Consider the following 22,773-nt stretch of genomic DNA (forward strand, 5'->3'; position numbering starts at 1 on the left):
ATTAGTTTTGAGATTTTAATGATTGGTTAATCTGAGAACTCTTGTCTGCGTAGATTTTATATGCCCAAATAATAATAGAGCTGGAGTTTCCCTTTGTTTTTGCCATCATCTCTTTTTCCGAAACACCGGATGATAAAATAAGGTCTTTGGAGGCAGGAATTAATAAAGCTTTTCTTCTTTCACTAAGCTCGGGGTTTCTTTTTTCTTCTTCAGTAGGGCGATTTTGAATTTCTCCCAGACTTTTGAATGCTTTTTTGAAATTCTGCATTTCAGAAGTTTTCATGTTTTCAGCAGTGTTGATTACATTTCCCTCATTAGAACAGGAAATTAAGCCCAATATTGCAAAGGCTGCTAGTAATAAGCGTTTTTTCATGGTTAAAGTTTAATGATTAGTGATAAATATTAATTTTCAATAAATATAATGAATTATTTGTTACATAATTAATATTTATCACTCATTAGTGCATTTTTATCTTAGCTAAATACAATATTTACAGGCTATTCGGAATAAATGATAAGATTTTTTATTCACTTTCAAGTGTACTTTTGGCTTCCTGTAATCCTAGTTTTTCGTTGTCGGAAAGTTGAGGAAATTTCAAATCCATTTTTTCCAAAGTATCAATAATGATTTGTACGGCGGCTACTCTTGCAAACCATTTATTATCCGCCGGAAGCACATACCACGGAGCATCTTTTTTATTGGTTTCATTAATAGCAGTCTCATAATTTTCCATGTATTGATCGAATAAAGCTCTTTCCGGAAGGTCGGCTGCTGAGAATTTCCAGTTTTTTTCCTGTTCGTCGATTCTGTCTATAAGTCTTTTCTTTTGTTCATCTTTAGAAACATTTAAAAATATTTTAACGATGGTTGTTCCGTTTTGAGCAAGATGTTTTTCAAAATTTCTGATGCTTTCATATCTGTTTTCCCAGAATTTATCATCGAAACCTTTCACAGAATCCCATGTTTTTTCGCTTAAATTATATTCAGGATGAACTTTACATACCAAAACGCTTTCGTAATGCGAACGGTTAAAGATCCCAATCATCCCTTTTTGAGGAAGCGCCAGATAATGTCTCCACAAAAAATCGTGGGAATATTCTTTTGAGCTTGGTGTTTTAAAGCTTGTTACATTACAGCCTTGTGGATTCACTCCCCCGAAAACATGTTCAATTAAGCTGTCTTTTCCGGCTGCATCCATTGCCTGAAGAACAACCAACAGGGATTTGCTTCCATCAGCATATAATTTTTCCTGAAGGTCACGAAGTTTTTCTTTTTCCTGAATTAATAATTGTGCGCCTTCGTCTTTGGTAAGCTTTCCTTTATATTCTGTTGAAGTTTTTTTTATTGAAAATTTTCCTTGTACCAGGAAATCGTCTGAGAAATTGGTGTCCATATTTTTTATAGTTATTAAAAGATTAAAAGTATATCTAGATTTGAATGTTTAGTAGTAATCTATCAACTAAAAACAATCAACCATCAACTAGCCTTAGCATAAATATAACAAAAAAACCGCCTCCATGGAGACGGTTTCTTATTTTTTTTGAGTAGAGCTTACTTCGCAACAGCTACTTTTTTTGCAGCTTTAGCAGCTTTCTTTGCTTCTTTTTTAGCAGCTTTAGCATCAGCTGGAGTTTCCATTTTAGCTGGAGCTACTACAACATCAGGTGCATTAGCATCAACAGTTCCTTTGATGTAAATTACGCTTCTGCTGTTTGCGGGGTCGTTAGAGAAAACTTCAATCATTTTGTTGAATCCTCCATTGATTGCTGTGTTGTATCCAACTTTGATTTTAGCAGATTTTCCTGGCATAATAGGATCAGTGCTGAACTCAGGAGTTGTACATCCGCAAGAAGCTTTTACATTAGAAAGAACAAGAGGCTTATCACCAGTATTCGTTACAGTGAAGAATCTTACACCGTCAGAACTAGGCTTCACATTACCGTAGTCAAAAGTCGTTTTATCAAAAGTGATAGTCTGCGCAGATGCTAGAGCAAATGTTCCAAATAGTGCAATTCCTGCAATTAATTTTTTCATATTCTTGAATGTTAATATGTTTGTTAGATAAATTTTGAGAAACAAAGTTAAAAATTATTTTAATTCATACTGAATTTTTTTTTTCTTTAGACTATTTTTGCAAATTGTAAGCCAAAGAAATAGAATTTATGCAGATTTCAGAAAAGTATAATCCACAGGAAACAGAACAAAAATGGTACAACTACTGGTTGGAAAACAAGTACTTCCATTCAGAGCCTAATGAGAAACCACCATATACTATTGTAATTCCTCCGCCAAACGTTACGGGGATCTTACACATGGGGCATATGTTGAATAATACCATTCAGGATGTTCTGGTTCGTCGTGCAAGGATGCAGGGATTTAATGCTTGCTGGGTTCCGGGAACAGATCACGCTTCAATTGCTACGGAAGCGAAGGTTGTTGCCAAACTGAAATCAGAAGGAATTAATAAAGCAGATATTACCCGTGAAGAGTTTTTAAAACACGCTTGGGAATGGACGGATAAATACGGAGGAACCATCCTTGAGCAGTTGAAAAAACTAGGTTGTTCATGCGATTGGGACAGAACCCGTTTCACAATGGAAGAGTCACTTTCTCAGCAGGTGATCAAATCTTTTGTTGATGTATATAATAAAGGACTTATTTATAGAGGATACAGAATGGTAAACTGGGATCCGGAAGCGAAAACTAATATTTCTGATGAAGAAGTTATCTTTAAAGAACAAAACGGAAAATTATATTTCCTAAAATATAAAATCGAAGGTACAGAAGAATTCCTTTCGGTTGCTACAACGCGTCCTGAAACGATTTTCGGAGATACTGCGGTTTGTATCAATCCTAATGATGAGAGATATGCTCACTTAAAAGGTAAAAATGTAATTGTACCGATCGTAAACAGAGTTGTACCGATTATTGAAGACGATTATGTTGATATTGAATTCGGAACTGGTGCATTGAAAATTACACCTGCTCACGACATCAATGACTACGAGATCGGAAAGAAACACAATCTTCAAATGATTGATTCTTTGGATGATGACGGAAACTTAAATGATCACGGTTTACATTATTCAGGAAAAAATAGATTTGATGTAAGAAAACAAATCGCAAAAGAATTAGAAGAAAAAGATCTTTTGTTGAAAGCAGAAGATTACGTAAATAAAGTAGGAACTTCAGAAAGAACAGGCGCCGTTATTGAACCTAAAGTTTCTGTTCAATGGTTCTTAAAAATGACTGATATTGCTAAGCCGGCTTTGGATGTAGTAATGGATGATGAGGTTAAATTTTATCCTGAAAAGTTTAAAAATACCTACAAACACTGGATGGAAAACATCCGCGACTGGAATATTTCTCGTCAATTATGGTGGGGGCAGCAAATTCCTGCATTCTATTATGGAGACGGGGAAAATGATTTTGTAGTTGCAGAAAACATCGAAGATGCATTAGAACTAGCAAAACAAAAAACTAGCAACGATCAACTAACAACAAGTGACCTAAAGCAAGACGAAGACGCTCTTGATACATGGTTCTCATCTTGGTTGTGGCCAATGTCTGTTTTCGATGGTCTGAACGATCCTGAAAATAAGGATATCAATTATTATTATCCGACTTCTGACTTGGTAACAGGTCCGGATATTATTTTCTTCTGGGTTGCAAGAATGATTATGGCTGGATTGGAATACAGAAAAGAAGTTCCGTTCAAAAATGTTTATTTCACAGGGATTGTAAGAGATAAGCAGAGAAGAAAGATGTCAAAATCTTTAGGAAATTCACCAGATCCTTTAGAATTGATGGATAAATATGGCGCTGATGGTGTTCGTGTTGGTATTTTATTAAGTTCTGCGGCAGGAAATGATCTTCTTTTTGATGAAGATTTAATGCTTCAGGGAAGAAATTTCATGACTAAAATTTGGAGTGCTTTCCGTTTGATCAACATGTGGAATCATGAAGATAAACCTGCAAATGTTGCCGACAAACAAGCTATCGAATGGTTTGAAAATAAATTAAACAAAACGATTGTAGAAATCGATCAGCAATTCGAGAAATTCAGAATTTCTGATGCATTGCATTTGATTTATAAATTAATTTGGGATGATTTTTGTGGTTGGTACTTAGAAGCGATCAAGCCAAATTATGGTGAAGGAATTTCTAAAGAAGTTTATAATAAAACAGTTGCACTTTTTGAGGAATTAATGAAATTGGTTCATCCGTTCATGCCTTTCCAATCAGAAGAAATCTGGCAATTGATCTCCGACAGAAATATTGAAGAAGCATTAATCATTTCTCAGCAAAAAAAGTCAGAGACGTTTAATGAAGATATTATTAAAAACTTTGAAACTGCAGAAGAAATTATCTCTGGGGTAAGAAATTACCGTCAGACAAAAGGTATTTCGCCAAAAGAAGCGGTTGAGGTTTATACAAGTGCGAGCGAATTTGAAAATGAAGCCGTTATAAGAAAATTAGCCAACGTTTCTGATATTCATTTCGGTGAAAAAACGGATAAACCAAGCTTTACTTTCCTGATTGGATCAACGGAAGTTTCAATTCCTTTAAGTGATAACTTAGATTTAGGAGAAGAAAAAATCAAGACAGAAGAAGAGATAAAATATTTAAAAGGATTCTTAATTTCTGTTGATAAAAAGCTTTCTAATGAAAAATTCGTTGCCAATGCAAAACAAGAAGTGGTAGACGGTGAACGTAAGAAACAAAAAGATGCGCAGGATAAAATTGCAATTCTGGAAGAGAAACTGAAAAGTTTGTAATGAACTTTAAAGATAAAGTTGGTACTTTTAGGGTCATTAGCAGTTTTACAATAAGAAGAAAAAAAGAGTTTTATTTGATTGGAGAATTGTTGGAGGGAAGTTTAAATGAAAATAATTATATTAATATTATTTTAAACTCCAGTTTGGCCATATCTGCAAAAATTTCTTCACTTGAAAATGTTGACGTTGCTAATGATTCTAAAACCTATCAATTGATAATAATAGAGAGTTTGGATGATGAAATGAATGATATTTTATTTCATCAAAATGTAGAAAGTGAAAATGTATACATCACATTAAGTGGTGAAGAATAATTAAAACTAAATGACACACATAGAAAACATAAAAAAGCTATTCTCAAAAGACTTCGTAGAAAGTCCGTTATTGGAGAGCTTTGAAGTTGGAAAAATTTATCTTTCCAGCGGGAAATTGGTTGCTTGTGATCCTTTGATTACTAATGATATGCAGCCTTTTTCTATAGAATTTCCAAAAGGAGATTTTTCTGTTTTATTGCATAAAGAAAGAGAGAGTAATTGTGTTGCGTATGCCGAAATTATTTTCGCTAATGCTGAAGTCACCGACTGGAAATTGGCCACGACAGCCGATCAAAATGTAAAAGATCTTGCAGAAGGCGAGGTTTTTGGGTATCCTGCTGAAAGCGGCATGGGCTGTTTTATGGATGTAGATACTCAGAAAAGTCTGGATAAGCTGGAAAAAAAATTATACCATAGCAAAGGAGCAGATTTCATGGGAATTTATGAAGAATTTTTCCATGATTATTTCTTTGATGAAAATGGTGCAATCGATCAATATGCATTTTTAAAACCGTCAGAAGATCATCCTGGAACCATTTTCAGTTTTGAAACAGGTTATGGTGAAGGTTTTTATGCAAGCTATATTGGTTATGATAAGAATAATAATCCTGTAAAGATCATTACAGAATTTATAGAAATTAGTTAATTAAAGTTAATTGTTTTTGACATAATATTCCCTTTTTTAAATTTGTTCAAACTAAAACTAAATAAAAAAAACACAATGAATTTTTCCTCAGAACAACCCAAAATTATAGTGGTCGGCAGTTCTTCCATAGATCTGATTTTAGAAACCGAAAAGATTCCTACTCCAAATGAAACTGTTTTAGCCACTAATTCAGACAGTTATTTCGGAGGTAAAGGGGCGAATCAGGCAGTTGGTGCTGCGAGATTGGGGGCAAGTGTTTATTTTGTAGGCTGTGTCGGGATGGATCCTCTTGGTCAGCAAATTATGAGAAATCTTGTAGGTGAGGGCGTAAACGTGGGATTTGTTTATGAAACGGACAGAGAATCTACGGGAACTGCTTATGTAACAACTTCCGGTGGAGACGCGGCTATCGTTGTAGTTCCCGCAGCCAATAAATGTTTGAGTATAGAACATATTGAGGCTGCAGATAAATATTTTCACACCGTTGATTTGATGCTTGTTCAACTTGAAGTTTCTCTTGAAGTGGTAGAATATTCGATCAGAAAAGCTAAGAAATATGGTAAAAAAGTCGGTTTATATGCTTCTCCTGCCATGAGATTAAGTGATGAACTTCTGGAAAATGTAGATTTTATCGTTTCTAAAAGCAGCGAATTACATATTGTCTTTGGCGAAGATCAGCGAGAAGATATTCTTAAAAAATATTCCAACAAAGTTTTTGTTAGGGATGATACCAATTCTACCGTTTATTTTGATGGAACAGAAATGAAATATTTCAGAAATGATAAAGACGAAACGGTCTATAAAATGGGAATGGGAGACGCTTTTACATCAGGATTTGCGATTGCCCTGTGCCACGGAAATTCTATTGAAGAATGCGTGAAATTTGGTAATGAAGTTTCTTCAAGAGTTTCAGGAACAAAAGGTTCGCAGAGTGCATTGCCAAGAGTTTCAGATTTCTTTTCTTAAAACTATTTGTTACATATCGAAAACAGATAAGTTAACATAAAAAATATCAATAAAATCTCCACTTTTATAGTGGATTTTTTGTTTTAAAATATGGAGAAGTTAATTCTTAACACTCACGACAATACAGCTCTCACAGCACATCTTTTTTTGCCTGAAAAGAGTAATAATAAATTCCTGCTCATCAATTCGGCAACGGGAGTTAAACAGCAGATTTATTTTTCTTTTGCTCAGTTTTTTGCTGAAAAAGGATTTACGGTGATTACGTATGATTATCGCGGAATCGGACTTTCAAAACCTGAAAATATGAAAGGTTTTAAAGCTTCCATGAGAATTTGGGGTTCAGAAGATTATAAAACATTGACGGAATACATCAAAAACGGATTTCCAGACTACGAAAAATATTGTCTGGGACATTCGGTTGGTGCATTGATTTTAGGAATGAATCAGGATTCTGAAATGTTTAAAGAATTTATTTTTGTGGGGACGCAAAATGCTTTTGTCGGACATTTAAAATTCAAAACAAAAATTGAAGCTTACGTCGGTTTCGGAATTATCCAACCTGTAACTACCACTTTATTAGGTTATTTCCCCGCAAATTGGTTTGGTTTGGGAGAAAGTCTTCCAAAAAATTGCGCTTATGACTGGAGAATCTTAATTTTGAACAAGAAATCAACCAACGGTTTATTAGAGAAAATTGATGATTTTTCTAAAAATTTAACGCAAAAAGTATTCGTTATTCGGGCTGAAGATGATGCCTGGTTAACGGAAAAAGGAGTGAAAAGTCTTTTGAATGATACTTATCCTAACCTAAAACCAACTTACAGATTAGTTAAGGTTTCCGAATCAGACAAAGGGGAAATTGGGCACATTAATTTTTTTAGAAGCTTTAATAAAAAACTTTGGGACATTATTTTAAATGAATTAATTGAGAAATGAAAGATATAATAAATAACACGGTAGAATTTGTAAAGCAAAAACTGGAAGGTGCAGAAGCTGGTCACGATTGGTTTCATATCGAAAGAGTATGGAAACTTTCAAAGAAAATAGCTCAGGAAGAGGATTGTAATCAAGATGTTGTGGAACTTTCTGCGTTGCTGCATGATATTGCAGATCCTAAATTTCATAATGGTGATGAAACTTTAGCTTTAAAGGTTTCCCGCGAATTTTTGGAAGGTGAAAATACACCTGAAAATATCATTGAGCAGGTTTTATTTGTTATCAAAAATATTTCATTCAAGAATAGAGGTGAAGCTCCCAAAGATCTTCCTATTGAGCTTAAAATCGTTCAGGATGCAGATCGTATTGATGCTATTGGTGCGATCGGAGTTGGCAGAACGTTCAATTTTGGTGGGTTTAAAAATAATCTGATGTATCATCCTGATATTAAGCCACAACTGAATATGTCTAAAGACGAATACAAAAAATCTAACGGCACAACGATCAATCATTTTTATGAAAAACTGTTGCTTTTGAAAGATTTAATGAATACTGAAAAAGGAAAAGAGATTGCGCAGGAAAGACATGATTTTATGTTAAAATTTCTAGATCAGTTCTATAAGGAGTGGAATGTAGAGTAGTCTTCTTTTAAAGACCTTTCGAAATCAGTATCTTTGCAACATGGGCTTAATCATTTTTGTTATCTTTCTGGCTTCTATTATTTCTCTGATTTTATCAAAAATAAAAAAAGGGAAAGGTGCCGAATGGGCGAAGATTTTCAGAATTGCTACTGTTGTTTTTTCTATCTCCATTTTTACCTATTGGTTTGTGAAGAAAAGTGCGGTGGGAATTGTGAAGGATTCTTTGTCTCTGCAGGTAGTTAATAAACTTCCTCAGACATTGGATTTTTATGTGATTAATAATAATGATCCGGATAAAAACGGGATTCTAGAAGCAAAACATATTGGAAAAATCCGCCCGGAATATTACAGAATTGAACATCTTAAAATGGATAAGTCCAATGAATATTGGATTGTAGGATATTTAGGTAAAAAAAATCTTGTCTATTTTTCGCAACATTCTGTTCCTAATAAAAATATTGATCAAATAATAGAGGTTCAGAATTATATCAATCAAAGTGTAAAGCTTTCTGACATCGCAAAGAAAGATGTTGAAGCTTATAATCATGAGAATATTAAACTTGGAATATGGGTGTCTTTGGATTTTCTTTTATTATTCCTGAATTTGGTTTTGTTATTGAGAAAGAAAAAATAAAAAAGAGATAACGTAAGTTGGGATTTGTTTCGTTAAACAGCAGTTTTCAATTAAATTTTTTAACTTTTTTAAAGATTAAGGATAATCTAAAATCTGCATCACTCTTTCTTTGAATTCTTCAGGACAATTTTTGATCAGTTTGTCTTTGTTTTGTTTGCTGATCTGCTCTGCTTCCAGCCATTCGCTTACATCAGAACTCAAGCTGTTATTGTCGTAAACTCTTTTTATCTTATTATCATCATAAAAAGTGTAGGTATCTCCAAGCCACGTTGTAGCTATACTGATTGTACAAATTTCTTTTTCCATAACATTAATTTTTGAACGTTAAATATTCAATATGTTTTCATCTCTAATTTAGTCAATTTTTATTATAAATAGAGGGTTTTATTAATGTTTTTATAAAACAGGATTATGGAGAAATCTATTACATTGAGATCAAATATGTGTGAATTATTTTAGGGTATTATTTATGTGTAAAGTATAATCAATAATAATTAAAATAAGGTTGGCGTGTTTTCTGTTGCCATTTTGGGGAGCAGAAGATCAGTTTTCCATTCTTCATTCATTTTATTGATAAAATAAGCGGATAGTAATGGGGAAGCTTTTTCAATATTCTGATGCACAAAAAAGTATAGATTTTGAAGACCTTCTTTTTTCCATTTTGTTAAATGTTTCATCCAATCGTCAAGTCTTTCGTAATCACTTTCGGCATTGGCACCCACGTATCGGATGAATGCGTTTGGAGTGGTGAGACGCATGTGAAGCATGTCTCTTCTTCCAGCTGTGTCTACAATGATGTTCGTGATATTATTAGCCTCAAAAAGCTCGCAGGTTGTGTTAAAAATATCTTCGTCGGTAAACCATTCCGTATTTCTTAGTTCAATGGCGAGAGGAACCTCTTTTGGCCATTCTTTCACGAATTTTTCTAACCTGTCATAATCTTTTGGCTTAAAATTATCATGAAGCTGTAGAAAAACCATTCCTAATTTTTCATTAAAGTTCATCACTGAAGTCGCAAAATTAGTCACAGGATCTGTAACTTCGATTAATCTTCTGAAATGAGAGACTGTATTCGTAATCTTTGGGAAAAATTTAAAGTTTTCCGGAGTTTTTTCTTTCCAGATAAGAACTTGTTCCGGAGTTGGCATTCCGTAAAATGTCGCATTTAATTCAATGGAATTGAACTGTGTTGAATAATATGTTAATTCATCTTTTGTTCCTTTAGGATAAAATCCTTTAAGATCTGTTTTATTCCATTTTGCACATCCGATAGAAATATTTTCTAAGCCTTTTTTATTTTGACTTAAAATTTCCTTTGTTCTGGAATGATCTTTTGGTAACGTAAAATCTATTTTGGAAGGATCTTCTACTTGCCCGAATTTCATATGCCGTGTATTTAATTTTTTAAAATTAAGAATTTTTTTCTCAATGATTGTTACATCACTGAAACAAATTGGTGTAAATTAAACTAATAATCTTATTAAGTTTTTTTTAAGCAAATGTTAAACATTAGGTCACATAATATTAACTGTATGTTACCATACTTGATGTTTTTGCGATATAATTTTGCTTCAGAAATAGAAGTAAAAAATATGAAGAAAAAAATAATCTGTGCTTTTGCTTTATTGTCCTTTGGGTTTGCATTTTCACAGGAGACCAGCTCTAAAATTTTTGGACGGTTAAAAGGAATCACTTCCGAAGTCACTGTAAAAGTAGTCCACGTACCTACAAACAGTACTTTTGAGACAAAAAGTAACAGTAAGGGACAGTTCAGCTTAGATAATTTGCAACCGGGAGGTCCTTATACAATAGAGGTTTCTGACGGTTCGCAGATCATTTATTCTAACACCAATATACAGCTTTCCTTGGGTAATAATGATTTACCGGTAGTGGAAGTTAACAACAGAGAAAAGGTAATTGATGAGGTAAAGCTTACTTCAAAAAGAACCATTGTAAAAAACGGAGTAGGTATCAGCCAGGCACAAATAGCAGGACTTCCTAATATCAATAGAGGAATTCAGGATGTTACAAAACTGGTTCCACAGAGTGCAAATAACTCTTTCAACGGAACAAACTTTCGTTATAATAACGTTACGATTGACGGATCTATTAATAATGATGCGATCGGTTTTAGTCCGTCTTTAGGAGGACAAACGGGAACATCAGGAATGCCTGGAAGCAGTACGCGTTCAAATTCCATCAGCTTAGATGCCATTCAGGATGTACAAGTTTACATTGCTCCTTATGATGTAAAGCTGGGGAATTTCTTAGGAGGAAGTATTAATGCTGTAACACGAAGCGGAAGCAATGATATCACCGGATCTTTATATGCGTATGGGAGAAATGCTTCTATTACAGGAAACAACAGAATTGGTGATAATTCAAAAATGCCAAGTTCTTTTGAAGATTTTATTTATGGAGGAAGAGTAGGATTGCCTGTTGTAAAAGACAAGGTATTTTTGTTCTCGAATATAGAATATACGAAAAGAACAGATCCTGTTTTCTATAATGCGAATGATCCCAATGCCTTGGTAAATGATGCTGTTGCTCAGCAGATTTCTGATTTTGTTCGTAATAAATATAATTTTAATGTAGGAAGCTTCGATCAATATAATAATTTCTCGGAAAGTTCTAAACTTTTCAATAAATTAGATTGGAAAATCAATGATAAGCATACATTATCAATTAAAAACAATACGGTATTCTCACAAGCTTCAAATCTTGAAAGAGATGGTGCCAATTTCAGATTCTCTAGCATGGATTATATCCAGAAGAATACGTCTTCTTCTACCACGTTGGAATTGAAAAGCCGTTTTAATGATAAATGGAGCAACAATTTAATATTAGGATATTCTTCTATTCATGATTACAGAGATCCTACTTCTTCCAACGCTATGTTCCCACAAGTGGAAATCGCTTATAACGGTGGAACGATTTTATTAGGGAACGATAGAGAAGCTACTGTTTTTAACATGAAGCAGAAGACTTTTGAAATCACCGATAACCTGACCTATAAAACAGGAGTTCATACGTTCTTATTAGGAACTCATAATGAATTGTATAATATAGATTATGGTTTTGTAAATGCCTTAAACGGAAGAATTTCTTATAAAAGTTTAAATGATTTTTATAATGCTAACCCATCAAGAATAAGAGGTACCTATCCGTTCAACGGAGACAGCAGAGAAACAATTTTTAATAATCCTTATGCTTCTTATAAAGTTAATCTTCTATCCTTATATTTTCAAGATGAGATCAATTTAGGGAGAGTGAGACTTTCGCCGGGAGTAAGAGTAGATTATACAGATTTGCCTAATAAACCTAATTTAAGTCCAAAGGTTAACAACTCTCCTCAAGATCCTAATTATGGAAATACCTATACTTATACACCACTAAGCCAATTGACAAATAACTATCTTAATAAACCTACTTTCTCTCCAAGAGTTGGATTTACATGGGATGTTACGGAAGACAGATCCGTAGTATTGAGAGGAGGTTCTGGTATTTTTGTAGGAAGAATTCCTTTTGCTTGGCTAGGATATGCTTATTATAATGATGGTGTAGGTTTTGGAAGTTATGATTATAATGCTCCAACGTCGGCACAACTTGCGGCTAATGGAGATCCTTTGGTAAGCGGAAATTTCCCGAAATGGCAAAATTCTTCTAAAGTTCAGGTAGATCTTATTGATAATAATTTTAAAATGCCAAGAGTATGGAGAAGTTCATTAGCTGTTGATTATACTGTTTCTGGATATAAATTGACATTAGAAGGTATCTATACAAAAGTATTATACGATCTACAGTTCCAGCAAGTGAACAAAACAGATAATGTGACGTATTACAGCTATGATACAAATCATGAAATGCCGATTTACACGACTAATATCAACAGTAATTTTTCTAACGCTTATCTTTTATCTAATACCAAAGAAGGATACCGATATAATTTGACGGCACAGCTTTCTAAATCATATAATTTCGGATTTAATTTCTTCGTTGCATATACCTATGGTGATGCAAAAGATATTACCAACGGAATCAGAAACTCTATGGAAAGTAACTGGCAAATGAACCAGTCTTTGACACCGAATAATCCACAGCTTACGACTTCTAACTTTGCCATTAAAAACAGAGTAGTGGCTAACCTTGGTTATTCAGTGAATGTTTCGCCATCAAACAGATTATCTGCTAACGTATATTTCAATGCTCAGTCTGGAAATCCTTTCTCTTGGGGATTTGTAAACAGTACGATTGCTAATACAGGACAGGCTGCAGGGCTTTCTTACATCTTCAAAGATGCTACTGAAGCTAGCAAATATATTGTTGCGATAAAAGATGCTGCCGGAAATGTTCTGGTTTCTGCGCAACAGCAAATTGCAGATTATGAAAAATTTGTTAATGATAATAAATACTTGAGCTCTCGAAGAGGAAAGTTTACAGAAAGAAACGGCGACGTTACTCCATGGAATATCCAAGCCGATTTCAAAATTATGGATGAAATAAGATTGAGCCCGAAATCTAAAAATAACATACAGATTTCATTAAGCATCATCAATCTTACCAACTTGTTGAATAAAAACTGGGGTAAAGTATATTTTGTACCTAATACCTTTAACTCAACAGCCAGCGTAGGATTAACAAAAGTAGGAAATGTAGCTGCTGGACAACCTTCGGCTGGTGATCCAACCTATAACTTTACAACTCCGGGGCTGCCTTATACCATTGATCAGTTTGCATCAAGATTCCAGGCACAGTTAGGAGTGAGATATAACTTTTAATTTTTATTTTACTATATATATTCTTTCAATAGTCCAGGATTTATTTCTGGGCTTTTTTATTAGACAATTCCAGAAAGGAGCCGATTTGATTGATCGGCTCTTTTTTTTCATTAAACTTCATAAAAACAAATACCATAGAGTTTTCTATAGTGTTGTTTGTTAAAATTAAATTACGATAAATAAAAAAACCGCAAGCTTTTTTAATTACTCACGGTTTCCTTTGAAAATATTATTTTATAATTTGAGTTACCATTTTGTTTGATATGACAGCTGATATACAGCCTGTTGTTTTCAAATTAACGGTAATGGTTGCGGGAACCGATCTGTAAGCGGTGTCTCCGTATGGCTCAATTATTTTACCGTTTGAATCTTTCACTGTTCTTCCTTTTACCGTATAAGTCATCGATGTCGTTCCTGTAAAACTACTTGAAGGGGTAAACGTAACAATACCTGTCGTTTTATTATAAGACCAGGTTCCTTGTGGAGTTACTTTTTTACGGTATAAAGTAAGATCTGTATCATTATTTTTTGTAAAACTGAAGGTATTGTAATCAATATTATCCTTGTTTCCCGTTGGTGGATTGGTAATACTTATCGAACCTTTGTAGGCAATATCATTATTAAAAACAGGAATTACCACAGCCTGATTTTTACAGGTAGAAACTACATCATCATTCGCTACAGCAGAATAGGGAAGTGTAAGTTTTACATTTCGGATAATATGCTGTTCGTATGCTGCACCTGTTGATGCTGCAAATCCCAATTTTAAAACAGCTGGAACTGTAGCATTCAAAGTTTGATTAGTCGCTGATCCTTCCGTATCTGAACTATTAAAATCAGTTGGTGAAGGGTTTGCATTTTCACTATATGGAATGGATGTTTTATAATGGTAATAGTCGATGACATTTATTGGTGTCCCGTTTTGAGTCGTCTGAACATCCACCTTTATATCAAAACCGTCTGTTGTAGTAGCGGTTACAAAGTGAGGAATAAGATCCAGATATACTTTCCTGAATTCGCCGTTTCCGTTTCTAAGGTCAAATACAGAAGGCAGTGTATTTGTTGTTGCTAGATACGATCTGTCTGTCTGTAATATTCTTCCGACAGTTCCTGAATTGCTCAACGTAGTACGTGTTGCCAAAACAGGGTATCCTGTGTAGCCGTCTCCTAATCCGTTTGCATTAATTACAGCTCCTTTTGCTCCTCTTAGTGTTACATGACTTCCTCCCTGGCTCCAAGCTACATTTGCAATACCGTTCACCCTTGATTCACCCTGAAAACGTTTAGATTTAAAATTTCCGAATTCATCCAAAGCAATTCCCAGATAAGCACCTGATAAACCTGCTTTTCTGAACGATGAATAATCATTTTTTGCTCTGTTATATGAATATCCTAAACCTGCACCCGGAGATCCGATCGTAGGGTTTGTAACAGAACCGTCATATAAGAAAAAAGATAAACCATCACCGTATGAACCGCTGAATAAAGCTCCGGCTTTCATATCGTATTCAAATTCTACGTGTAAACCATTCACCGATGTGAAAGTTCTGCCGTTTATAAGCAATCCTCCAAACTGGCTTGCGCTTGCAGGTGTTAACTGTACTCCTGTTGAAGTGTGTGACGCGCTTCCCTGAATGGCAAGTTCCGGTGCTGATGCAGCATTCATCAATGAACTTGAATAGGAATAAAACCCATAAATACTTGCCACTTCGGTACTGTCTGTCTGTGCATACATGAAGTTTGTAAGCAACGTAAAGATAAGGCTCATCAATGAGAGCCCTCTAAGATTCTTTTTCATAGCTACTTACCTTATTTTACTACAAAAACGATGTTGATGAAAGAAGCTGGAGTTGCGTTTGATAAAACATCATAATTTAATACACCGGAATCACTGATACTGTTGATCTTAAATACCGTATTATCATAAGCCGTCACATAATAATGAATATCCGAAGCATTAGGAAAAAACGGAATAGCCGCCGGAGCAGAAGTACTTCTAGCATTGGCAGGAATACTCGAAAATTGATTCTTGTATAAAGTGTAAAGGTCTTTTGTTTGCCCTGCGCTGATAACCGATGTGTCAAAAACGATACTTGGCATGTAGAAAAACTTGGCTACATACGGAGACAGACAAACCCAATCTGGAGATGCAGGTGTCCCTACATTCTGACTGATACATTTCTTGTTAGTGTCAAAAATTACTAATCCTGTTGCGGGAGTGGTAACTGATGCTAAGTTGCTGATTCTTGGAAGTAAGACTCCTTTTGTAGTACTGCTAATGTCTAGCGCTGAGCTTGTGTTTGGAGTGGTGGTATTTATACCCACCTGCGCAGTAACGGCGCCCCAAGCCACTACTGAAAGCAAGAAAATAATCTTGTTCATTTCGAAATAATTTTTTTTGTTGTGTGATAAGTCTTTAGCAAATTTCCTGCCAATAGAATATTAATAATATGAAATGGAAATTTGGTTGATTTTTTATTTTTAAATATTATATATTATGATTATTAATAATTTAAAATGTGTTTTTCATGATAAAGAGAAGATATCACCAGCGAGTGGTTTTTATTCTGTTTTAAAAGGTTTTGTGATGGTAGAATTCACTGTTTTATTTTTTAAATTAAATTAATATTTTAATACGCAATTGAAATTTGAATAGTTTACATAATGTAATTATTAATTATTAATGTATAATTTTAATATTTTATGATTTATTTTATTAAATTTTTAACTAAAAACAAAAAAGACCCCAATTGGGATCTTTATATTGAATTTGATAGTGACTAATTCTAATTTTTACAGTCTTAATTTTATTGTCCTAAATAAACAAAAATATACGTTGACAAATACTTAGGAGTTAAATTCAACGGAGTACTTGATCCTCCTGTAGAAAGGTTATAAGTGTGCGTGTGAGCACCGGCACTGGCTGTGGTTGATATTTGCGAATCATTATCAACTACGGTTTGGTTATTTCCACCTTCTACACTGTCTGTAACGCCACTTGCTCTGTCATTATAAGTATGGGTATGAGCTCCGGCACTTGTAGTTGTAGCATTATAAGTCGTGCTTGGAAGGTTAACTCTTGCAAGGGTAACAGAAGTGCTTCCACTGGTTGCTCCTAATGTTTCTGATGCTGATTTTGCCTTTAAAAATTTATCTGAACTATCCGGTAAAATGGTTGAGAATCCCAGAGAAGTTGCATTTGTTTGTGCAGCAGCGGGCAAGGTTGATACTGTTCTTCCGTTTAAAAGATACCATCCTTCGTGATCGGTTGCTGTGCTGCTGTGTTTTATATCTCCTATGGTTGGTGTCTGTACTTCCAGTTTATTCCATGAAGTTCCGTCATTGTAATAAAATCCGGGGGTTACACTTGTAAGAGCGGTTGCTGTGGCTGTATTTGTGTTATAAACCGTAATTCCTGCAATATGACTCGGAAGTGGACTTGGGTTATTAGTTGCCGCTAAAGATACTTTTGGCATTAATAATCCTTTATTTCTGTTTTGTGAATATAATTCTAAGGCTGCATCCCTGTTGGGAGAAGGTGTCGCTGTAACACCGGCTGTGATCATAACCTGAGCCTGAGTAAAAGTGCAAGCTACAAGTAAGAATATGTAATTTAATTTTTTCATTGATTGATGTGTTTTTGTTTATTTCCCTAAATAAATGAAGTTCTGAACAACCAAATGTTTAGGATACTGATTGATAGCTGTATTAGTTCCTCCGCTTGGTACAGAGAAGGTATGCTGGTGATCTCCTGCAGCTCCTGTTGTTCTTACTTCTGTGTTAACCGTTCTTGTTGTATTTTGTCCTCCGGCATTGTAATTCCAATAATTAACACCTCTGTTGGTGTAACTATGAGTGTGGGCTCCACTTTGAACGGTGCTTCCTGTAATGCTTAGATTGGGCAAATTAGCCTGAGTGATTGAGTAAGAATTATTTCCTCCCACGGCAGCCAGAGTTTCTGAAGTATTTTTACCTTTCAAAATTCTGTCGCTTGAATTGGGCAGAGTAGTGGCAAAACCAAGTGAAGAAGCGTTTGTTTGACCAATTGTTGGTAAAGTTGTGATATTTCTTCCATTCAACAAATACCAACCGTCGTGGTCTGTTGTTATAACACTTGATTTAATATCTCCAATTCTTGGAAGATTATCATTGATGGACATTAAAACCCATTTGGCTCCGTCATTATAATATAATCCCGGAATTACATTATTGGGTGAAGTTCCTGCTGTTGCTATATTGTAAACCCACATTCCTTCAACATGGCTACCCATCGGAGAAGCTGAGTTTAAGGAAGTAAGAGAAACAGTATTCATAAGAAGTCCTTTATTGGTACTGTTTAATTCTAAAATTGCAGAGTTGGAAGGATTTGAAGTACCGATACCAACTTGGGACTTTACTATTGCGAAAAAAAGGATCCCTATCGATGTGTAAAATAATCTTGTTCTCATAATTAGTTTCCTAAATAGATAAATACGTTAGTAATGATGTTGTCTGGTTTTAAGCTTACAGCCTGACTGCTTCCTAATGTGAAACTCAGAGAGTGGGTATGTGCTCCCGAGCTAGCAGTTGTGTCATTTACACTTGCTGCATTGGAAACCGGATTATTAGTTCCTGCCGCAACACCATTTGTAGTTGAGTTTGTCGGATTATCTGTATAAGTATGCGTATGACTTCCTGTCGTATCTGTTGTTCCTGTGAACGTTACATTCGGTAAATTGGCTTGTGCTAAAACAAAGGTATCACTTCCAGATGGTGTTCCTATATTGTCGCTTCCACTTGTATTTTTTAAATATCTGTCGGTTGCATCAGGTAAAATTGCAGAAAAGCCTAAAGAAGCAGCTCTCGCTCTTTGATTTACAGCTAATGTAGATACTGTTCTTCCGTTTAAAAGATACCATCCATTATGATCGGCACTTTGGAACCCGTTTTTAATATCCCCTATTTGAGGTTTTTTCGTTGATAATTTTACCCAAGAAGTTCCATTATTATAGTACAAACCGGGGGTAACATTATTAGGTGAAGTTCCTGCTGTTGCCGTATTATAAACGATCATTCCCGCAGTATGTGAGGCGAGAGGGGCGGGTAAATTTGTAGATTGTAATGTAATTCTGGTGAGTAAAAAACCTTTGTTGTTGGATGTACTTTCGAGATGTAAAACACTTTCAGTATTAATTACTCCTGAAGAATTTGAAATTTTTACCTGTGCGTTTATGTCATAGAAGGATGTGAATAAAATCAATGGAATGACTTTATTTACGTTGATAATTTTTATCATAACGTTTAGAATGAAATAATTTTTATTGTGTTGTGAGCTGCAAAAATATAAAAAAATAAAGAATAGTCTTAATTGAAAATCAATGATTTATTCAGTAAATATCACCATTTGGAGAGTGTTAATTGAATATTTGTAGTATTAATCGAAGATAAACGAAAAATAAACATTTATGAATGCTATATTAAATTTTTATTAAAATTTAAAAACACAAAAAAAAGCACGCTAAAAAACGTGCTTTTATGAATAATATACTGAAATTTATTACTTGTATCCTATGCTTCGCAAGCAGAACATGAAACAAAATTCACCATCATTTCTTTAGAAACTGATGAACTTCTTTGGTAATACAACGTCTTAACTCCTTTTTTCCAAGCCTCGATGTAAAGGTAGTTTACATCTTTTACCGGCATTGTAGAAGGAATTTGTAGGTTTAATGATTGAGCTTGGTCAATATACTGTTGTCTCTGAGCAGCCTGAGAAATGATCTCCATTGGAGAAATTTCCTTAAATGTTTTGAATACTGCTTTTTCCTCGTCAGTTAATTCAGCCAAATGCTGAACAGAACCGTGATTTAGCATAATCGTTCTCCAAGTTTCCTCGTTGTCTAATCCTTTTTCTTCTAATAATTTAGCCAAGTATTTGTTCTTACGCATAAAGTTTCCTTTAGCCAAACCTGCTTTGTAATAGTTAGAGGCGAAAGGCTCAATTCCAGGAGAAGTTTGTCCTAAAATTGCAGAACTTGAAGTCGTAGGGGCGATCGCCATTGTTGTGGTATTTCTCAATCCGTAACCTTTCAATAATTCCGGTTCTCCGTAGATGTTTGCAAGCTCTCTTGAAGCTGTTTCTGCCTGTTCTTTGATATGTTTGAATGCTCTCGCATTGAATTGAGTTGCCTCAAAACTTTCAAACGGAATCATATTTTTCTGTAAATAAGAATGGTATCCTAAAACTCCTAAACCAAGCGCTCTGTGACGCAATGCGAAGTTTCTAGCTCCTTGTAAATAGTAGTTCCCTTCAGTTTTTTCGATAAATTCAGTTAGAACTGCATCCAAGAAATAAACAGCCAATTTTACAGCGTCCGTATCTTTCCATTCGTCGTACAATTCTAAGTTCATAGAAGATAAACAACAGATGAAAGATTCTTCTCTTGTTGAAGGAAGCATGATTTCAGAACAAAGGTTACTTGCATTTACAGGCATTCCTAAGTCTTTGTAAACCTGAGGTTTATTTCTGTTAACGTTATCTGTAAAGAAAATATAAGGTAGCCCTTTTTGCTGACGGCTTTCCAATACTCTTGCCCAGATTTTACGTTTATCCATATCTCCGTCAATCATATCCTGCATCCAGTAATCAGGGACACAAATTCCTGTAAATAGATTCTGGATCGGACTTCCGATGTCTTTAATTGATAAAAATTCTTCAATATCTCCGTGGTCAATATCCAAATAAGCAGCAAAAGCACCTCTTCTTACACCGCCTTGAGAAACTACATCCATTGCAGTATCAAACAATTTCATGAAAGAAACAGCTCCTGAAGATTTTCCGTTATCGGTTACCGCAGTACCTCTGTTACGAAGTTCCCCGAAATAACCTGAAGTTCCCCCTCCAATTTTTGTCTGCATGATCACTTCACCCATTTTGTGGGTAATTCCTTCAATACTGTCCGGAATGTGAACGTTGAAACAAGAGATTGGAAGACCTCTCTGCGTTCCCATGTTTGCCCAAACCGGAGAAGAGAAACTGATCCATCCTTTCACGATCATTTCCTTGAAAGCTGCCTGTAGCTCAGGCTTGTATAATTTTTTTGCAGCTGCGGTGGTGATTCTGTCGATAGCTCCGTCTACAGTCTCCCCCTTCAACAGATATCCTCTGTTAAGCATTTGCTCAGACTCTTCATTGAGCCACCATATATTTGAATTTTGCTCTTCCATAGATGTTTGTATGTTTTCAAACCTCTGAGTTTGTTTTATTACTCAGAAATTTTGTGTTGTTTATATTGATTGTAAAATTTCTACTTTATGAGAACCGTTCAGTCCGCTTTCATCTCTTAACCTTTGAAACTCTTTAAAAGATGGTACATTCAAAACCTCATGCTGAACCGCTTCATTGATATAATTTGAATAATGAACAAAGGTAACGCCGTCTTCTTTTACATAAACTTTATATTCAAATGTTTCCTGATCTAAATTTTTAAAATCATTCAAAAACTTTTGAATATTGATCTTGTTTTCTGAAACGAAGTCTGGGTTTACTGTGTAAGATACGATTACGTTGATCATTATTTTTTTTGTTTGATATTTAAATCTGCTTGTTCATTGCGAGGAACGAAGCAATCTCTTAATAATCTTAACCTCTTAATAACTTCTTAGTGGTTTAAAATTTTAATTATTAATATTTAAGATGCTTCGACAGGCTCAGCATGACATCGCTAATACTAACTGCTTTGACGCTCGCTTCGCTCGCGCTCTTTATCCAAAATTCAGAATCTAAAATCTAGAAAAGATCATTCGCCGTAATACTCTTATCATGTTTCGTATAATCCACAGGTCTTTTTGCAAAGAAATCATCCATAGAGTTTGCGAAAACCTCTTCTTCAAACCATTTCATTGGACGATATTGCTCCGGAGTAATATTGTAACGAGTATCCATATTAATTTTCTTTAAACTGTCGTCAACACGGTATTTCATGAAGTTTAATAGGTCTTCTTTTGAGAAGAAGCTTAATTCTCCTAATTCAAAAATCCAATCAATGATTTCGCCTTCTAGTTCTACAGATTGATCAACTAAAGTATAAATATCTTCAATATCAGAATCAGTCAATAAATCAGGTTGCTCTTCGCGGATTTTATTGATTAAATAAATTCCTGCATTAGCGTGAATTTGCTCATCAATAGAAGTCCAAGCGATAATATTAGAAACATTTTTCATGTATCCTTTAAATCTTGTGAAAGAAAGAATGATCGCAAATTGTGAGAAAAGCGATACGTTTTCAATCAGGATACTGAATAATAAAAGAGAAGAAACATATTCTTTCGGTGTTGTAGAATTCGCGTGCTTAAGAACGTTTGATAAGAAATCAATTCTCTTTTTTACGGCAGGAATTTCTATAACGTTAGAGAATTCTTCGCTATATCCTAAAACTTCTACCAAACGGGAATAGGCTTCAGAATGACGGAACTCACATTCTGCAAAAGTAGCTCCAAGACCGTTTAATTCAGGCTTTGGCATGTGGTTGTATAGGTTTCCCCAGAATGTCTTTACAGACACCTCGATCTGTGCAATGGCTAAAAGCGCATTTTTTACAGCATGTTTTTCGTGCGGTTCCAATTGTGAATGAAAATCCTGAACATCTGCGGTAAAATCCACTTCCGAATGTACCCAGAACGATTTGTTGATTGCCTCTACAAATTGAAGAACCTCAGGGTATTCAAATGGTTTATAGCTTACTCTTTTATCAAAAATTCCCATATTAAAATGTCTTTAAAATTAAAATAATTAGATCACTGTGGATAAGATTCAAGAAATAATTAACGTTCTGATTATTTGAAACTTATAATTAAAAGTTATTCACCCAAACGACGCGCTTATTTCTTGTTACGTGCGAAGCACAAAGGTCGAAAAAAAGAACTGATTTTAAAAGGGGCAAATACTAATTGATTGACTTTTAACCTTAAAAGTTTTCCACATTTACATGAAACTTGCTCTGATATTGGCTTATACACTATTATTCAGCAAAAATAAATAAAATTGCCAAGTTACAGTTAAACACGTTATCGTAAATACCTATAAACAAAATAGAAAATA

21 protein-coding genes are annotated in these 22,773 nt (G+C 34.6%); 8 read left to right on the forward strand and 13 right to left on the reverse strand.

What is annotated here, in order from left to right:
* Position 1: 1 nt before the first annotated feature.
* The 3 genes from A0O34_RS13750 to A0O34_RS13760 all read right to left on the reverse strand — a co-directional run bounded on the left by A0O34_RS13750 (position 2) and on the right by A0O34_RS13760 (position 2,035).
* Positions 2–373, reverse strand: a complete 372-nt coding sequence (locus A0O34_RS13750) for a hypothetical protein (protein ID WP_157886020.1) — start codon at positions 371–373, stop codon at positions 2–4.
* A gap of 151 nt (positions 374–524) precedes the next feature.
* Positions 525–1,394, reverse strand: coding sequence for a polyphosphate kinase 2 family protein (locus tag A0O34_RS13755; protein ID WP_066755438.1), 870 nt, complete (start codon positions 1,392–1,394; stop codon positions 525–527).
* Between the two features lie 158 nt (positions 1,395–1,552).
* A complete protein-coding gene (locus A0O34_RS13760; RefSeq protein ID WP_066755442.1) occupies positions 1,553–2,035 on the reverse strand; it encodes a DUF1573 domain-containing protein in 483 nt (160 codons plus the stop codon).
* A 128-nt stretch (positions 2,036–2,163) separates the two neighbouring features.
* On the opposite strand from A0O34_RS13760, the gene A0O34_RS13765 reads away from it, so the two are divergent.
* The 7 genes from A0O34_RS13765 to A0O34_RS13795 all read left to right on the forward strand — a co-directional run bounded on the left by A0O34_RS13765 (position 2,164) and on the right by A0O34_RS13795 (position 8,916).
* Positions 2,164–4,779: a valine--tRNA ligase gene (locus A0O34_RS13765; protein ID WP_066755445.1), complete on the forward strand. Its 2,616-nt coding sequence runs from the start codon at positions 2,164–2,166 to the stop codon at positions 4,777–4,779.
* Positions 4,779–5,093 (forward strand): hypothetical protein, encoded by a 315-nt coding sequence (locus tag A0O34_RS13770; protein ID WP_066755448.1) that lies wholly within the window; start codon positions 4,779–4,781, stop codon positions 5,091–5,093. Before A0O34_RS13765 ends, A0O34_RS13770 begins: the two co-directional genes overlap by 1 nt.
* A gap of 10 nt (positions 5,094–5,103) precedes the next feature.
* Positions 5,104–5,739, forward strand: coding sequence for a DUF4241 domain-containing protein (locus A0O34_RS13775; RefSeq protein ID WP_066755451.1), 636 nt, complete (start codon positions 5,104–5,106; stop codon positions 5,737–5,739).
* Positions 5,740–5,814: 75 nt separating this feature from the next.
* The gene (locus tag A0O34_RS13780) at positions 5,815–6,705 is read left to right on the forward strand and encodes a ribokinase (protein WP_066755454.1); all 891 of its coding nucleotides are present in this window, start codon (positions 5,815–5,817) and stop codon (positions 6,703–6,705) included.
* Between the two features lie 90 nt (positions 6,706–6,795).
* Positions 6,796–7,641 carry an alpha/beta hydrolase family protein gene (locus tag A0O34_RS13785; protein ID WP_066755457.1) on the forward strand — a complete coding sequence of 282 codons (846 nt, stop codon included), beginning with the start codon at positions 6,796–6,798 and terminating at the stop codon, positions 7,639–7,641.
* Positions 7,638–8,282: an HD domain-containing protein gene (locus A0O34_RS13790; protein ID WP_066755460.1), complete on the forward strand. Its 645-nt coding sequence runs from the start codon at positions 7,638–7,640 to the stop codon at positions 8,280–8,282. Before A0O34_RS13785 ends, A0O34_RS13790 begins: the two co-directional genes overlap by 4 nt.
* Before the next feature lie 40 nt (positions 8,283–8,322).
* Positions 8,323–8,916, forward strand: a complete 594-nt coding sequence (locus A0O34_RS13795; protein WP_082891160.1) for a hypothetical protein — start codon at positions 8,323–8,325, stop codon at positions 8,914–8,916.
* 75 nt (positions 8,917–8,991) lie between these two features.
* Here the strand turns inward: A0O34_RS13795 and A0O34_RS13800 are convergent, their stop codons facing one another.
* Positions 8,992–9,222, reverse strand: a complete 231-nt coding sequence (locus A0O34_RS13800) for a hypothetical protein (protein ID WP_066755463.1) — start codon at positions 9,220–9,222, stop codon at positions 8,992–8,994.
* A gap of 188 nt (positions 9,223–9,410) precedes the next feature.
* Complete coding sequence (locus tag A0O34_RS13805; RefSeq protein WP_066755466.1) at positions 9,411–10,301, reverse strand: DUF72 domain-containing protein; 891 nt, start codon at positions 10,299–10,301, stop codon at positions 9,411–9,413.
* Between the two features lie 207 nt (positions 10,302–10,508).
* Here A0O34_RS13805 and A0O34_RS13810 point away from each other — a divergent pair, with 207 nt between their 5' ends.
* Positions 10,509–13,694: a TonB-dependent receptor gene (locus tag A0O34_RS13810; RefSeq protein ID WP_066755468.1), complete on the forward strand. Its 3,186-nt coding sequence runs from the start codon at positions 10,509–10,511 to the stop codon at positions 13,692–13,694.
* A 229-nt stretch (positions 13,695–13,923) separates the two neighbouring features.
* Here the strand turns inward: A0O34_RS13810 and A0O34_RS13815 are convergent, their stop codons facing one another.
* The 8 genes from A0O34_RS13815 to A0O34_RS13850 all read right to left on the reverse strand — a co-directional run bounded on the left by A0O34_RS13815 (position 13,924) and on the right by A0O34_RS13850 (position 22,437).
* Positions 13,924–15,492 carry a hypothetical protein gene (locus tag A0O34_RS13815; RefSeq protein WP_157886021.1) on the reverse strand — a complete coding sequence of 523 codons (1,569 nt, stop codon included), beginning with the start codon at positions 15,490–15,492 and terminating at the stop codon, positions 13,924–13,926.
* 11 nt (positions 15,493–15,503) lie between these two features.
* Positions 15,504–16,076 (reverse strand): hypothetical protein, encoded by a 573-nt coding sequence (locus A0O34_RS13820; protein WP_066755475.1) that lies wholly within the window; start codon positions 16,074–16,076, stop codon positions 15,504–15,506.
* A 425-nt stretch (positions 16,077–16,501) separates the two neighbouring features.
* A complete protein-coding gene (locus A0O34_RS13825; protein WP_066755480.1) occupies positions 16,502–17,320 on the reverse strand; it encodes a hypothetical protein in 819 nt (272 codons plus the stop codon).
* 18 nt (positions 17,321–17,338) lie between these two features.
* Positions 17,339–18,142, reverse strand: a complete 804-nt coding sequence (locus tag A0O34_RS13830) for a hypothetical protein (protein WP_066755484.1) — start codon at positions 18,140–18,142, stop codon at positions 17,339–17,341.
* Positions 18,143–18,144: 2 nt separating this feature from the next.
* Positions 18,145–18,969, reverse strand: a complete 825-nt coding sequence (locus A0O34_RS13835) for a hypothetical protein (RefSeq protein ID WP_066755486.1) — start codon at positions 18,967–18,969, stop codon at positions 18,145–18,147.
* Positions 18,970–19,241: 272 nt separating this feature from the next.
* A complete protein-coding gene (locus tag A0O34_RS13840) occupies positions 19,242–20,912 on the reverse strand; it encodes a ribonucleoside-diphosphate reductase subunit alpha (protein WP_257737081.1) in 1,671 nt (556 codons plus the stop codon).
* Between the two features lie 48 nt (positions 20,913–20,960).
* Positions 20,961–21,248: a hypothetical protein gene (locus A0O34_RS13845; protein WP_066755491.1), complete on the reverse strand. Its 288-nt coding sequence runs from the start codon at positions 21,246–21,248 to the stop codon at positions 20,961–20,963.
* A gap of 214 nt (positions 21,249–21,462) precedes the next feature.
* Positions 21,463–22,437: a ribonucleotide-diphosphate reductase subunit beta gene (locus tag A0O34_RS13850; protein WP_054510330.1), complete on the reverse strand. Its 975-nt coding sequence runs from the start codon at positions 22,435–22,437 to the stop codon at positions 21,463–21,465.
* Between the last annotated feature and the right edge of the window lie 336 nt (positions 22,438–22,773).

The organism is Chryseobacterium glaciei (assembly GCF_001648155.1).
GTDB lineage: Bacteria > Bacteroidota > Bacteroidia > Flavobacteriales > Weeksellaceae > Chryseobacterium > Chryseobacterium glaciei.